Source organism: Candidatus Thiodiazotropha sp. AKIB8, from assembly GCF_058244675.1.
This window is the reverse complement of sequence record NZ_JBSYOO010000037.1, coordinates 1-13,302: the sequence shown is the minus strand read 5'-3', so window position 1 is coordinate 13,302 and position 13,302 is coordinate 1. Positions and strand designations below refer to the sequence as shown.

At 50.3% G+C, this 13,302-nt stretch carries 13 protein-coding genes; 4 read left to right on the top strand and 9 right to left on the bottom strand.

The features are described from left to right. Positions 1 to 83 precede the first annotated feature (83 nt). Positions 84 to 1,235 carry a beta-ketoacyl synthase N-terminal-like domain-containing protein gene (locus AC4IFB_RS10970; RefSeq protein WP_490780186.1) on the top strand — a complete coding sequence of 384 codons (1,152 nt, stop codon included), beginning with the start codon at positions 84 to 86 and terminating at the stop codon, positions 1,233 to 1,235. After that, entirely contained in the window at positions 1,235 to 2,104 is an 870-nt protein-coding gene (locus AC4IFB_RS10965; protein WP_490780185.1) for a hypothetical protein, read from the top strand. Before AC4IFB_RS10970 ends, AC4IFB_RS10965 begins: the two co-directional genes overlap by 1 nt. On the opposite strand, the gene darH is transcribed toward AC4IFB_RS10965, so the two are convergent. From darH to AC4IFB_RS10925, 8 genes are all read right to left on the bottom strand, one after another. Continuing rightward, positions 2,082 to 3,095, bottom strand: coding sequence for a BtrH-related acyltransferase DarH (gene darH, locus AC4IFB_RS10960; RefSeq protein WP_490775566.1), 1,014 nt, complete (start codon positions 3,093 to 3,095; stop codon positions 2,082 to 2,084). The genes AC4IFB_RS10965 and darH overlap by 23 nt on opposite strands. Next, a complete protein-coding gene (locus tag AC4IFB_RS10955) occupies positions 3,088 to 3,495 on the bottom strand; it encodes a DarG family dialkylresorcinol biosynthesis protein (protein WP_490780184.1) in 408 nt (135 codons plus the stop codon). The genes darH and AC4IFB_RS10955 overlap by 8 nt, the downstream gene beginning before the upstream one ends. Then, the gene (locus AC4IFB_RS10950) at positions 3,492 to 4,640 is read right to left on the bottom strand and encodes a beta-ketoacyl-ACP synthase III (RefSeq protein ID WP_490775564.1); all 1,149 of its coding nucleotides are present in this window, start codon (positions 4,638 to 4,640) and stop codon (positions 3,492 to 3,494) included. The genes AC4IFB_RS10955 and AC4IFB_RS10950 overlap by 4 nt, the downstream gene beginning before the upstream one ends. After that, positions 4,637 to 5,590 (bottom strand): dialkylresorcinol condensing enzyme, encoded by a 954-nt coding sequence (locus AC4IFB_RS10945; protein WP_490780183.1) that lies wholly within the window; start codon positions 5,588 to 5,590, stop codon positions 4,637 to 4,639. The genes AC4IFB_RS10950 and AC4IFB_RS10945 overlap by 4 nt, the downstream gene beginning before the upstream one ends. A 429-nt stretch (positions 5,591 to 6,019) precedes the next feature. Next, positions 6,020 to 6,340, bottom strand: a complete 321-nt coding sequence (locus AC4IFB_RS10940) for a CZB domain-containing protein (RefSeq protein WP_490780182.1) — start codon at positions 6,338 to 6,340, stop codon at positions 6,020 to 6,022. A 15-nt stretch (positions 6,341 to 6,355) separates the two neighbouring features. Beyond that, positions 6,356 to 8,281, bottom strand: coding sequence for a methyl-accepting chemotaxis protein (locus tag AC4IFB_RS10935; protein ID WP_490780181.1), 1,926 nt, complete (start codon positions 8,279 to 8,281; stop codon positions 6,356 to 6,358). Between the two features lie 157 nt (positions 8,282 to 8,438). Beyond that, on the bottom strand, positions 8,439 to 10,091 hold the full coding sequence (gene groL, locus AC4IFB_RS10930; RefSeq protein ID WP_490775560.1) for a chaperonin GroEL: 1,653 nt from the start codon (positions 10,089 to 10,091) through the stop codon (positions 8,439 to 8,441). Positions 10,092 to 10,162: 71 nt separating this feature from the next. Next, entirely contained in the window at positions 10,163 to 10,453 is a 291-nt protein-coding gene (locus tag AC4IFB_RS10925; protein WP_490775559.1) for a co-chaperone GroES, read from the bottom strand. Positions 10,454 to 10,885: 432 nt separating this feature from the next. Here AC4IFB_RS10925 and ppk2 point away from each other — a divergent pair, with 432 nt between their 5' ends. Then, complete coding sequence (gene ppk2, locus AC4IFB_RS10920; protein WP_490780180.1) at positions 10,886 to 11,719, top strand: polyphosphate kinase 2; 834 nt, start codon at positions 10,886 to 10,888, stop codon at positions 11,717 to 11,719. Positions 11,720 to 11,815: 96 nt separating this feature from the next. Here ppk2 and AC4IFB_RS10915 read toward each other — a convergent pair whose 3' ends face one another. After that, complete coding sequence (locus tag AC4IFB_RS10915) at positions 11,816 to 12,265, bottom strand: FxsA family protein (protein ID WP_490780179.1); 450 nt, start codon at positions 12,263 to 12,265, stop codon at positions 11,816 to 11,818. A gap of 132 nt (positions 12,266 to 12,397) precedes the next feature. Between AC4IFB_RS10915 and AC4IFB_RS10910 the strand changes: the two genes are divergently transcribed. Then, a complete protein-coding gene (locus tag AC4IFB_RS10910) occupies positions 12,398 to 13,243 on the top strand; it encodes a CsgG/HfaB family protein (RefSeq protein ID WP_490775556.1) in 846 nt (281 codons plus the stop codon). Positions 13,244 to 13,302 lie beyond the last annotated feature (59 nt).

Below are 13,302 nucleotides of genomic sequence, written 5' to 3'. Positions count from 1 at the left end.
TACTCTACCATTCAGAGCCACCCCAATAGGCCAGATCAAGGCGCGGCTAGCCCCTGCCAGACTTGCTGTATGGTAGAGCGTCTATGACGAGTCACTCTAAGCTATCCATCATCGGGCTATCCTGCGCTTCCCATCTGGGCGGGGAGATCTCCCGCACGCCTGATCAGCAAGCCAGGGAGGGGCATTTCAAACCATCAACTATTCATCTGGATTCGACAGATCTTCGGCTGCCCTACTACGCAATCGATGAACAGTTCGATCAACCGGAGCGGACAGAAAGAATACTCTTCGAGGTCATAGAGAAGGCGCTGGAAAGAAGTCAATTAAACCCCGAGCAGATAGCCGAAACCGGCCTCTTCATCGGCTCATCATCTTATGATCTTCGTCGCAGTGAAATTGAATACAAACGGCAACTCAGGGAGAACAGTCAGCAGGCAATCCCAATGCCATTTACCGGCTACAACCACCTGGGTGAGTTGATCTGTGAGAAGTTCGGCATCAACACCGAACCTTTCAACATCAACTCTGCCTGCACCTCCAGCGCCAACGCCCTGTTGCTTGCCCAAAGCATGATTCAGCAGGGACGCTACCAACACGCCATCGTGGTGGGAATCGAACTCTTCAACGAGACCACAATCAATGGTTTTTCAGGTCTACAGCTGATTGCACAAGAGCGGGTTGCACCTTTCGATAAGAACCGTGATGGCATCATCCTCGGCGAGTCCTGCTCAGCGGTGATCTTGAGCGCAACGGAGGGCTCTGAAACAAGACTCTATCTACGTGGTGGTGGAAGCAGTTTTGATCCCTATAGCATTACCACATCAAACCCGGACGGCTCGACCATCGCCGAAACTCTGGAGATCGCCCTTAAGGAGACCGACACCCGCAAGGATGAGGTTGTGGCGATTAAAAGCCATGGCACCGCAACCTCTATGAATGACATCTCGGAGTCACGTGGCATTAAGGCTGTTTTCCCCCAGGATACGCCGGCGATCACAGCAATCAAACCCTATGTCGGCCACACTCTGGGCGCTTGCGGCACCCTTGAGCTTGTACTGTTCGGCCAGGCCATCAAGCAGGGATTTGTACCGAGAACACTCAATTTTGAAACCCTCGACCCGGAACTGGCTCTACTACCCTTGAGTGAGGATATTGACGCCCAAAACGGTGTCTATCTACTTAACTATTTTGGTTTCGGTGGGAGTAACACCGTTCTCGTTTTGGAAAAGGTCTAATGGAATTGAACCTGCCCCTGTTCGCCTATGGTGGCTATTGCCACACTGTTTCGCAGCAACTACCCAAGTTGAATTCGCTATTGAAGGCGCTTCCTTTCAAGCTGCCACGCCGCTCAGACAGGCTAACTCAACTCAGTCTGCTGGGGTTGGCAAACACTCCGGGCTGCTTGCCATTGAGCGAGCATACCAACTTGGTTCTCACCAGTGGCGATGCCAATTTGAGCAGTACCATTGCCAACAGTGAGCAGATCTTTGACAGCGGAACCATCCCCAACCCAATCGGCTTTATCAACACAGTTAACAACTCAACCTCATATCACATCTGTATGACTCTGGGCATCCATGGCCAGGTAATCACCGTCTCGAGAGACCACTGCTCTCTCGAGGCGGGAATAGAGATAGCGAGTACGCTGCAGCACAGCGCTGACTCCCCCATCCTGCTCGGTACAGTTGATGAGATCCCCAATGACCTGGAGCAACACAGACGCCGTCTGAATATGAGTGGCGATAGTCCATTGGCTGAGGGGAGTTTCTGGTTTCTCTGCGGAGACCAGCCCGCCTCACAAACAGCACTGGCCACAATCAAATTTTGCGGCCCGATGCTAGACAAGGATGAAGTAACCTCTTTTTTCAGGGAACATCAGATCACTCACCACCTGCTGGGAGATTTCATCCAAAACTCACCATTAAAGGATCTGAAGTTACCCGGCAAGCGGTTTGTAACAGCAAGCTGTGGGCACTACCTCACTCAAAACGCCTACTATCTGCAAAGCTGGTTAAAGAGTGCCCAACAGGGGGAGCGCCTGGGCATGTTGAATGGCACTGCCGGCAGTCAGCGTCTGAGTGTCACTTTGATTGAAAAGCACTGAGTCGGCCAAATAGAGCTGCCTCTTTCTCAGCAATCCTGTCCAGCTGATCAGCTATTGAGTCGAAGGTATCGTCATAGCGCGCTTTACTTTTACGTGCGCACATCAGTGCGAACAGACGCCACTCATCACCGATGGAGGACATCTCTTCCGCGGCCTCAGAGAGTTGTTCAGAAGCCAGGATCTCTGATGCCTCCTGCAGGAAGGCTGCATACATAAAGCGAAATCCACCACCCCCGGTGCCAATCTCCTCCTGCATGCGAACTATATGTCCCAGATAGAGATGAGCATAACGTTCTTCAGCATCCGCCAGCTTACGAATCTTTTTGGCAACCATGTGAATCCCTTTGGAACCGGCGATGGGTACCGGGCTTTTGGGGCCATTGATTTTGGCCGTAAATCGAATCGATTTGGGCAATACCGTCTCGAAATCTATCTCTGCCGGAACCTCTTCTGGATAGTAGAGTAACCCTTTGGGCGCCAGCGCACCTTTGGCAAACCGAGCCTTGCTCAAACTCTCCCTGTCAACGGTCACCAGATGGGAAAAAACCGGGTCACTGACCTGAAACTCCTGCGCTTCCCGGCCATACACCAACAGATTGTGGGCATTAAAGTGGAAACGCATATCCTCTGGAAAATAGGGGAGAAAAAAAACAGAGGTCTGCAACCCTACGATCCGCCCATCATCCAACAGTCGATCCAGCGCCTGCTCACCCTCGGCAGGTTTGCGGAATTTCTGGAAATTCATCTTCAGGCCACTGATACGCTTCGACAAGGCACGTATTATCATTCGTGGTGGTGTGCGATAGGCGATCAGCGGCAAACCATTGATTTTCACCAAAGGAATATAGGCATAGGTCAAACCACTGGCGAGGCCAAAGGCCATCGGTTCTGACACCGCCAAGCCATAGTGACGGAGCATGGCAGACATTACACCGGTTTCACAATGTGCCGCATGTCGGTGTTCGAAGGTTGTATTATTCTTATCAGTCATATTGTTCAGGCAGTTGGCTCAATGTCTTGCTATCAATACCCAGCACGTCAGCATAATTTGCCAGTTTTTGTGCAGAGAGCCGGGAGAAGCGCTGCGGGGAGAAATCCCGCTTAACCATCCATTGAAAACGCCCCACCGCCTGGGCCAACATCGCCAGATCCATTCTCTGGTGATACATATGAAATTCCAACGGAGAGGTAGTGCCCTGCTTTGCGCGGGCATAGGCATCCTTAGTCAGGCGCTTGATCTCATCCAGAGCTTGACCCAGCACGATCTCTTCAACCTCCCACCCGCTGGTCTCCGAAGATTCAATCCGGCCAGCTTCCGATTCAGCGTAGATCACTTTGGTCTCACCGCCCAGCGAATCAGCCTTATCCTGGGGCACATCTTTTATCTTCATACCACACTCAGCAACATGAAAGAGCTGGAGAAACGGCCACTCTCAGGCACGAAACAGAGCAACCTGTCACCACTGCGCAATCGCCCGGATTTGAGGATCTCATCCAGCATGATGTAAATAGAGGCAGAACCGGTATTCCCCTTGCTGGTGAGGTTGGTAAACCACCGCTCCCTGGGAATCTCAAAGTTCAGTTCAACCAGCGCTTCGTAGACCTTTTCATCAAAATACATGGAGGAGATATGGGGTAGAAAATAGTCTACCTGATCAGCCTGTAAGCCGGTCTTGGCGATCACCCGCTTCAGTGTCTCCTTGACGGCCATGGGTACAATATTTTCATTGAGCAGCTTAACATCCTGTTTGATACTCATGATCGAATGATCAATCAGCCCCTGCTGGCTATAGAGTTTCCAGCTCTTCAGACTGCCATCTTCGAACTTTTCAGCCCCTGAGTACATACAGGTCTCAAGCTCGTTGGCATAGGAGTAGATCTCTATCCAGTTTATTTCGAGCACTGGCTGCTGTGCACGCTGATTCGGTTCGCTTTCCAAACGAAAGGCCCCAGCCCCGTCGGAGAGCATCCAGCGTAGAAAATCTTTCTCAAAGGCTATCTCTGGTTTTTTCTCCAGACTTTCAACTTTATATTTTGATTCGCCTTCAAAATGGTTGGCACGTAGTACCGGGGAGACCAGCTCGGAACCGGTCGAAACAGCCTGAGAGAACTCACCACTTTTAACTGCCAGATAGGCATACTTCAGTGCAGCTGCGCCACTCAGGCATATGCCGGAGGTGGAGATAACTTCACAGCAGGCATTACCCAGCTCACCATGAACCATCAGTCCATGACCGGGCATGATTTGATCCGGTATCGAGGTTCCGGAAACCAGGCACTGCATCTGATCAAGCTCATCATCAGAAGCGAACAGGCCACGCACACAGGATGCAGTCATTTCTGCATTATTGTGGCTCATCTCACCACTCTCTGGATCGATGGCGTAGTAACGTTGCTTGATACCATTGCTGCGTAACACCAGGCGCTTGGCTCGGGACGGCTTGCCCCCCACCATACCCAGTACAGCTTCGATCTGGTCGTTTTCAACGGGTTGATTCGGCAGAAAAGCCGAAGTATTAGTGATATATGCCCTCATTTACTGCAACCGAATTCTTCCATGCGCTCATCTCCTGAACCAGAGGGCGCTTCAAAATAGTATTTGCTCTGTAGATGCTTTTGTTTCATAAGCGGCGCTAAAAGCACCTTCAATAACATACTGATTGGCACCACAGTTATGATCATCAGAATCAGAAATACCACATAGATTGCCAGAACCGGAACCCGTTTTGGATCCCCCTGTTTACCGATCGAACGTAACAATTTACCCCAAACCTTAAAACTGCGGAAACCAACCTTTTCCGACTGAATCTGGCTCACATCGGCCTCAACAGCCTTCAATCCATATAGCATAGGGCCTTGATCCTTCTCTTTATCTTTTGCAAGTCCTGCCTCAATCGCTTTTCCGAAACGGCAGCACGATTCAATATCCTGGTTGGAAACACCCGCTGCGGGGAACCCCCAGAAAGCACCCTTTTTACCCGTCCACAACCATCGTGGGGTGGTCACAAAGGAGGCCAATAACGAACCTTGATCGGTCAATACCACATTATCAAGCAAACGGGCGCCACAGTCATCCAACATCGCCTTCATGGTCTCCTGAGCCCGGGTCCACATATTACGGCAGCCGATGATGGTAATCACAGGTTTACCCTTAAGCAGCTCTTTACCCTGTTCACTCTGCATAAAACTGGTGATCGGCAGTGCAGGCGCGAGAAACCAGACCTGATAGGCAATAATTACCAGATCAGCATCACTATGTGCCGCCAGGTCAGAGGGTTGAAGCTCTGGCGCATCCAAAGCCACACACTCTGGAAACACATCCAGAAATTTGAAAAATGGCCAGGGAAAAGGATAGGGCTCAACTGGCTGAAGGGTCTCTATGGAGACCTCCAAATCGGGGGAAGCAATCAGCGGCCGGGAAACAGACTCAATGATACTGGATAGCTGGCCGGTCTGAGAATATTGAATGACAAGTATTTTTTTCATATCTGGACAGGTATTAATCAGGCATTTCCACTTAACACATCCAAAGGAGGCGCAAGACACTTACTAACCGGCAGCATCTCCATATTTTTACCGGATAGCCTGACTATCTGAGCAAGAGACTCAGCATGATCAATTTTTAACCCGACAACTGAGTATGCCGAATCTATAGGGGTGCATTCGAATCACACCCGATTCCGCTTGCATGGTACTGTCTCGGTTCGCCCCAAATAAGGACATCAGGATACAGTCAATTATGTCAAACCATAGTGTCTGAAGCTTTCCAAAACATGATGATCACTGAGACAGGGCCAGTCTGCCTATGGATAGGAGTTCTGTCAATCGAGGAGGGATAGAGTAGAAGAGTCTGGTGCAGATCAAAAAAAAGACCACCGGGCGTTGATCGGCCCGGTGGTCTGGTCTGTTTATGCTCTACAACTTGCTCTTTATCGACCCCATCAGAGCAACAATATTTTCTGACATCGGGCCGACCCGCTGATACTCGCGCTCAGCCCCAGCGAGGTCGCCGCGTTTCTTAAACTCAGCAATGGTCTTTATCAGTTCGTGAAGCTCCTTGTGAGGCTTCTCTATCTCACGAATCTCACTGATATGTCCCAGATCAGTTCGACCATGCGCGTCATACCATTTACCAAAGCCACACTGGGTATGATCAAAGGCAACCCGTTCATCCAGAGCGCCCTTTCCATCCAGGAAACTACGCAGCTTTGTTTTCCAGCTCAGATGGGCGAGCATCGCCTGTTGCAGATGCTAGCCATGAGTATCACCGATATTGAACTGACCCAACAGGTGACTCAGCTTATCGACTTCATCAGACATCTCTGTGCTGGCCTGATAGCTCTTATCAGAGTCTTTATAGGTCTCATCCGCAATCTGGGTAATCTCGATAATATTGCGATTGATATCCTCAGCCACTGCACTCTGCTCTTCCGCTGCAGTGGCAATCTGTGCACTCATACCAGAAATTGAGTCGATTACCTGGTTAATCTCCTCAAGAGAGGCGTGTGCCCGTCCAGCCTGTTCCACACTCTCTGCTGCCTGCTGCTTACTGGTCTCCATTACAACAACCGTCTTGCGTACTCCTGATTGCAGGCTCTCAATCATCTCCTGGATCTCTTCCGTAGAATCCTGGGTACGCTTGGCCAGTGTACGAACCTCATCTGCCACTACTGCGAATCCACGCCCCTGCTCTCCAGCCCGGGCCGCCTCGATGGCTGCATTCAGTGCCAACAGGTTGGTCTGATCAGCAATACCGCGTATGACATCCAACACAGAACCAATACGCTCACTGTCCTCGGCCACATGCTGTACTGTCTCTACCGCCTTGCCAACATCCGTTGCCAGGCGATCGATACTCTTGGTTACATCCATGACGACAGTACGCCCTGAATTTGCCTGCATATCTGCCTCTCGAGCCGCTTCTGCGGTCTGGGTGGTATTGTGCGCCACCTCATGTACAGTGGCTGACATCTGCGTCATGGCGGTAGCTACCTGGGTGGTCTGTTCATGCTGTTGACGAATTCCACTATTGGTATGCTCAGCCAGGTTAGCGAATTCACCGATCTGCACACTCAGGTTACCTGCAGAATTGGAGACACTTTTCACCATACCTTCAATCTTTTCAGCGAAGCGGTTATAGGCCTTGGAGAGACGGGAAACCTCATCTTCTCCACTCTCATCCATACGTACTGTCAGGTCACCATCAGCAGAGGCGATACCCTCCATTGCCTTAGCCGCGACACAGATGGGTTTAACCACGCCACCACTGATCACCCAAACCAGAAAACCGATTACGATCACAGAAACCAGGCCCAAGGCAAATAACATCCAGGTAAGACTGGAGATTGCATTTGCTGCTTCAGAGCGATCCTTGGCAACGACCAAAACACCAATGGGATCACCGGAATAGTTGTTGATATTCGCTGCATAGAAGGCTACTGGTTTGCTGTTAAGCTCACCTCGACCATAGTGACTTTCACCACCTAGAATCGCAGATAACTCATCTGAGGAGATCAGGTTATTACCTTCCATTGTGGAGGCGAATCGATCCATGGCGCCTTTGCGATCAATATAAAGCTCCAGATCCACATCATGATGCTTGGCATATTCATCGAAAAAAGCCTGACCAAACGACATGCCAAATTCAACCGTACCGATATGCTTGCCCTGATGACTTACAGGCACCAACCCTCTGATACCAAGACCGGCAACACCGACCTCTAACCCCTGGATTGGATTTTTCTCACGATTACCCTCTACTACGGTAAGGCGAAAACCAGATAGATCGTCGCCAAATTTTGCTGGTTTGTGTACCCGCAGAAAGGAAGTAGCAGGCGGTTCATGAAATTGGAACTGCCTAACCCCATACTCCTTCTTGAGCTTTGCGAAACCTGGTGCAAAGAGATCAGACAGGGCCTCCCTGTCCTTATTGCTAAAGGCCTCCTGAACATCGGGAATACCTGCCACCAAGGCGCTCATAGCCCGAGCCAATCGCCCCTCGGATTCAATTCCTGAAACTACATTTTCGAAGATTTCGCTGATTTCATTCTCTTCAGAGGTGCTGAGAATCCCCCCCATGAAGTTGAATGTTGTGAAAAGTGTAATGGCCAGAACAACCAATACAGCGAATACAGTCGCGTAGACAAAGCGAGCCGAAATGCCAATACTGCGTAACATTAGCTTTTCCTCAGAAAATGACGACTCCCTTCGTGCAAAATAGATTTTTCAACATTGGTAACGGCTAAATCAGTAAAATATTTAATAGAGTTTACAAAAAAACCCGCCTCCTGACGGAGGCGGGTTTACGGTATTGAACGTATCAGCTGTAGGGCTTTTACATCATGCCGCCCATACCACCCATGCCGCCCATGCCGCCCATATCTCCCATTGGAGGTCCAGCAGCATCGTCCTTAGGCTCATCAGCCACCATGCACTCGGTGGTAATCATCAGGCCAGCTACGGAAGAGGCATTCTGCAACGCAGAACGGGTAACCTTGGTAGGATCCAGAATACCCATATCCATCATGTCGCCGTAGGTGTCATTCGAGGCATTGAAACCGAAGTTACCTTCACCATTGCGAACTTTGTCCAGCACTACTGAAGGCTCACCACCAGCATTGCTGACGATTTGACGCAGAGGCTCTTCCATGGAACGACAGGCGATGGTAATACCGACATCCTGATCGTGATTTTCACCAGTCAGATCAGAGAGGGCCTGCAAAGAACGCACCAGAGCGACACCGCCACCTGGAACAACGCCCTCTTCAACTGCCGCACGAGTAGCATGCAGAGCGTCTTCGACACGAGCCTTCTTCTCTTTCATCTCAACTTCGGTAGCAGCACCGACCTTGATCACGGCAACACCACCGGCGAGCTTGGCTACACGCTCCTGCAGTTTTTCCCGATCATAGTCAGAAGAGGTCTCTTCAATCTGAGCACGGATCTGCTCGACTCGGGCCTTGATATCACCCTCAACACCAGCACCATCGATAACTGTGGTCTCTTCTTTGGTGATGGTTACTTTCTTAGCGCTACCCAGATCATCAAGAGTAGCTTTCTCCAGAGAAAGACCCACCTCTTCTGAGATTACAGTACCACCGGTGAGGATAGCGATATCCTGCAACATCGCCTTACGACGATCACCAAAGCCTGGGGCTTTGACCGCAGTAACCTTAACGATACCGCGCAGGTTATTGACCACCAGAGTAGCCAGCGCTTCGCCTTCCACATCTTCAGCGATGATCAGCAATGGCTTACCCGCTTTGGCAACACCTTCAAGCACTGGCAGCAATTCACGGATATTGGAGATCTTCTTGTCGTGCAGCAGGATAAAGGGTTCATCCAGCTCAGCCGCCTGACTCTGCTGATTGGTAACGAAGTAGGGAGAGAGGTAGCCACGGTCAAACTGCATACCTTCCACAACATCAAGCTCATTCTGCAGAGCAGAGCCTTCTTCGACGGTGATAACACCCTCTTTACCCACTTTCTGCATGGCTTCAGCAATGATGTCGCCCACATTGGTGTCAGAGTTGGCAGAGATGGTGCCTACCTGGGCGATCTCTTTATCGTCTGAACAAGGACGGGAGATGTTTTTCAGCTCCTCAACTGCGGTGATCACAGCTTTATCGATGCCCCGCTTGAGATCCATCGGATTCATTCCCGCAGCAACCGCTTTCAGACCCTCGCGAACCATGGCCTGAGCCAGCACAGTAGCAGTGGTGGTGCCGTCGCCAGCAACATCAGAAGTCTGGGAAGAGACCTCTTTAACCATCTGCGCACCCATGTTTTCAAACTTGTCGGCAAGCTCGATCTCTTTGGCTACTGAAACACCGTCTTTGGTTACGGTTGGCGCACCGAAGCTCTTCTCCAGAACTACGTTACGACCTTTAGGGCCGAGGGTTACCTTAACCGCATTGGCCAGGATGTTGACGCCTTTCATCATACGTTGGCGGGCATCATCACCAAATTGTACTTCTTTTGCACTCATGTCTTAATTTCCTTGGAAAATGTTGAGATTCGTCATCAGGCTAAGCCTGCAGGGATATCGCTGCTGAGCGATCAGCCCTCGATCACACCCATGATGTCTTCTTCGCGCATGACCAGAACTTCCTCGCCACCCACTTTCACTTCGGTACCGGAGTACTTGCCAAACAAGATCTTATCTCCAACTTTGACATCCAGAGGGCGGGCTTCACCGCTATCGGTGATTTTGCCGTTGCCTACTGCCATCACTTCACCCTGAATGGGTTTCTCAGTGGCAGCATCTGGGAGTACGATGCCTCCAGGACTGGTGCGCTCTTCTTCCATACGACGAACGATTACGCGATCGTGCAGCGGACGAATATTCATCGACTGTTCTCCTAACTATATTTGGTGTTTTAATTCGAATGTTTTACGTGGTTAGCAGGCAATGTTGTTAGCACTCGCCTTTACTGAGTGCTAATAATAGTGGCAAATATCCGAGAGTCAAGACCATAGCGCGAGATTTTCACTATCAGACTCCAGCTCTGACTCACCCTGCCGCCATTCTGTGTGATAATAAGGTTACAAGCTTGTCTAGAGCCGCAAAGCAGAGCCGACATACTGGGGTGGCTCCGGATGCAACATACTCAATAGCGAGGCATATTCAGTAACCACATAGGGGAGGCAAGATTTGAGCACGCCTGAGTGAGTTTCCTCATTTAGAACCGCTTATCCATCTGTCTATCAGTTTAATAATCCAATAGCTCATTTTGCCGCTATATTAATAGCAGCCAATAAGCCTTACTCCGGGAGATCGCCATGGCAGAAGCAAAGCCAGAGAAAAAAGAGAAAAAGCAGAAAAGTGAAAAGCCAAAGAAGATCGACAACAAGGTCTACGAAAAGGAGCTTTTCAAACTCCAATTGGAACTGGTCAAGCTACAGGAGTGGATCAAGCACGAAGGTTTGAAAGTAGTCGTCATTTTTGAGGGGCGGGATGCTGCCGGCAAGGGTGGCGTGATCAAACGCATCAATCAACATCTCAACCCACGTATCTGTCGGGTTGTTGCCCTACCAGCCCCTACTGAACGGGAAAAGACCCAGTGGTATTTCCAGCGCTATGTGCCCCACCTGCCTGCTGCGGGTGAAATGGTATTGCTAGACCGCAGTTGGTATAACCGTGCAGGGGTTGAAAAGGTGATGGGCTTTTGTACCGATGACGAGTACCAGGAGTTTTTGCGCTCCTGCCCAGAATTTGAGCGTATGCTGGTTCGCTCAGGCATCATACTCATTAAATATTGGTTTTCAGTTTCAGATGAAGAGCAGGAACGCCGCTTCCAAAGTCGCATGGAAGAGCCTCACAAACGCTGGAAACTGAGCCCGATGGATCTGGAATCACGCTCCCGCTGGCTTGAATATTCCAGAGCCAAAGATGAGATGTTTGCCCATACAGATATAAAACAGGCCCCTTGGTATGTGGTTGATTCAGATATCAAAAAGCATGCAAGACTGAACTGCATAGCACACCTCCTGAGCCAGATACCCTATAAGGATCTGACCCCTGAGCCTATTGAACTACCCCAAAGAACAGAAAACACCGGCTATGTAAGACCCCCCATCACTGACCAAACATTTGTCCCGGATGTCTATCCTTGATCGAGTGGACCGCGGGGTAAATCAGATAACGCTCAGACAATCTGTAAGGTGGGGCTACTCCCCACCACTATCCGCGAGTAAAAGGGGATCGACGGTTCAATCATCATCCCGGCGATACTCTCCTTCTATGACCCGTCTATTCTGATCAGACCCCGAATCATCACGAGACGATTGCATCGGCCGCATGACTCCACTACTCTGTAAACCTACAGTCAGCAGCCAGCGCCTGATCCAGGGAATGAGAAAGATAAAGCCAACGATATCGGTAATAAAGCCAGGCAGCAGCAACAGAAAGCCGCAAACCAGCAATACCGCACCCTCCATCATATCAATCGCGGGCACCTCGCCTCGATTCATGGCATCTTGCACCCGACCAAAGGTTGAAAGTCCCTGGGCACGTACCATCCACCCGCCTAATGCGGCCGTAAACAGAGTTAAAAACAGGGTAGAGAAAACACCTATCTGAGCACCTACTTTAATGAGAAAATAGAGCTCGACGAGTGGTGTACCGACGAATAACAACAGAATTAAGAGTATGGGATTCATAGCTGAAAGCTTACGCTGCGGGAATATGACACACAAGTGAGAGTGACTTTCACACTCACTTTATATATATAACCAAGTAATTTATCTTTTTAACATCAGGTTTATAACCTACTGGACTCATAGGGGAGAAGAATGAGAATGCATATCCAGAGCAAGATATTTAGTTCTTTCAAAACAGCAACCTGGATCACTGTCGCCGCAGTAATTGGACTCAGTGGCTGTGGTGGCAGCATGCCCACCTTAGGCGGCTCATCAGGTAATACCGTCACCGGTGCTGCCGGTGGTGAAACTTCTGCGGGAGAAAACAGCGCACTTGAAAGTTGTGAAGAGACCCTCGGCACATTGTCTGTTGTAGAGGACCAGGCCGCACCCTGGTGGCATACCTATAGAAGGCGTTACCCAACTCTAGGTACCACCGTACCGGTGTTGCGCATGATGATTCAACAGTCCAACTGCTTCGTGGTGGTCGAACGTGGCAAGGCGATGAACAACATGATGCAGGAACGGGCGCTTATGCAATCCGGTGAGATGCGCCAGGGCAGCAACTTCGGCAAAGGCCAGATGGTAGCAGCAGACTACACTATGAATCCCAGCATCCAATTCTCTGAGAAAGGCACTGGTGGCCTCGGCGCCACTGTTGGAGGCTTGCTTGGAAACTACCGACTCGGCAGACTTGCAGGTGGCTTAAAATCCAATGAAGCCGCCACCACGCTACTGCTGATCGACAATCGCTCAGGGGTGCAGGTTTCTTCATCGGTAGGTAACGCCAAAAATTTCGACTTCAGCCTGTTTGGCGGCTTCTTCGGCGGTGGCAGATGGGGCAGTGTCGGTGGATTTACCGACACACCTGAAGGAAAAGTCGTCACTGCAGCTTTTGCCGACTCCTACAACCAGATGGTCAAAGCGTTGCGCAACTATAAAGCCCAGAAGGTTAAAGGTGGCCTGGGTAAAGGTGGCCGATTGAAAGTCAGTGACTAAGTTGTAATCAAAAACCGATCAGACTAGCGGCCGGTTTACCGGCCGCGTGTTTTTTAGGG

Bases quoted from the DNA above. Each gene is read 5' to 3' on its own strand.
- AC4IFB_RS10950 (WP_490775564.1), bottom strand. From the start codon at position 4,640: ATGAGGGCATATATCACTAATACTTCGGCTTTTCTGCCGAATCAACCC.
- groL (WP_490775560.1), bottom strand. From the start codon at position 10,091: ATGAGTGCAAAAGAAGTACAATTTGGTGATGATGCCCGCCAACGTATG.
- AC4IFB_RS10955 (WP_490780184.1), bottom strand. From the start codon at position 3,495: ATGAAGATAAAAGATGTGCCCCAGGATAAGGCTGATTCGCTGGGCGGT.
- AC4IFB_RS10940 (WP_490780182.1), bottom strand. From the start codon at position 6,340: ATGCTCGCCCATCTGAGCTGGAAAACAAAGCTGCGTAGTTTCCTGGAT.
- AC4IFB_RS10910 (WP_490775556.1), top strand. From the start codon at position 12,398: ATGAGAATGCATATCCAGAGCAAGATATTTAGTTCTTTCAAAACAGCA.
- AC4IFB_RS10965 (WP_490780185.1), top strand. From the start codon at position 1,235: ATGGAATTGAACCTGCCCCTGTTCGCCTATGGTGGCTATTGCCACACT.
- darH (WP_490775566.1), bottom strand. From the start codon at position 3,095: ATGACTGATAAGAATAATACAACCTTCGAACACCGACATGCGGCACAT.
- AC4IFB_RS10915 (WP_490780179.1), bottom strand. From the start codon at position 12,265: ATGAATCCCATACTCTTAATTCTGTTGTTATTCGTCGGTACACCACTC.
- AC4IFB_RS10935 (WP_490780181.1), bottom strand. From the start codon at position 8,281: ATGTTACGCAGTATTGGCATTTCGGCTCGCTTTGTCTACGCGACTGTA.
- AC4IFB_RS10945 (WP_490780183.1), bottom strand. From the start codon at position 5,590: ATGAAAAAAATACTTGTCATTCAATATTCTCAGACCGGCCAGCTATCC.
- AC4IFB_RS10925 (WP_490775559.1), bottom strand. From the start codon at position 10,453: ATGAATATTCGTCCGCTGCACGATCGCGTAATCGTTCGTCGTATGGAA.
- ppk2 (WP_490780180.1), top strand. From the start codon at position 10,886: ATGGCAGAAGCAAAGCCAGAGAAAAAAGAGAAAAAGCAGAAAAGTGAA.
- AC4IFB_RS10970 (WP_490780186.1), top strand. From the start codon at position 84: ATGACGAGTCACTCTAAGCTATCCATCATCGGGCTATCCTGCGCTTCC.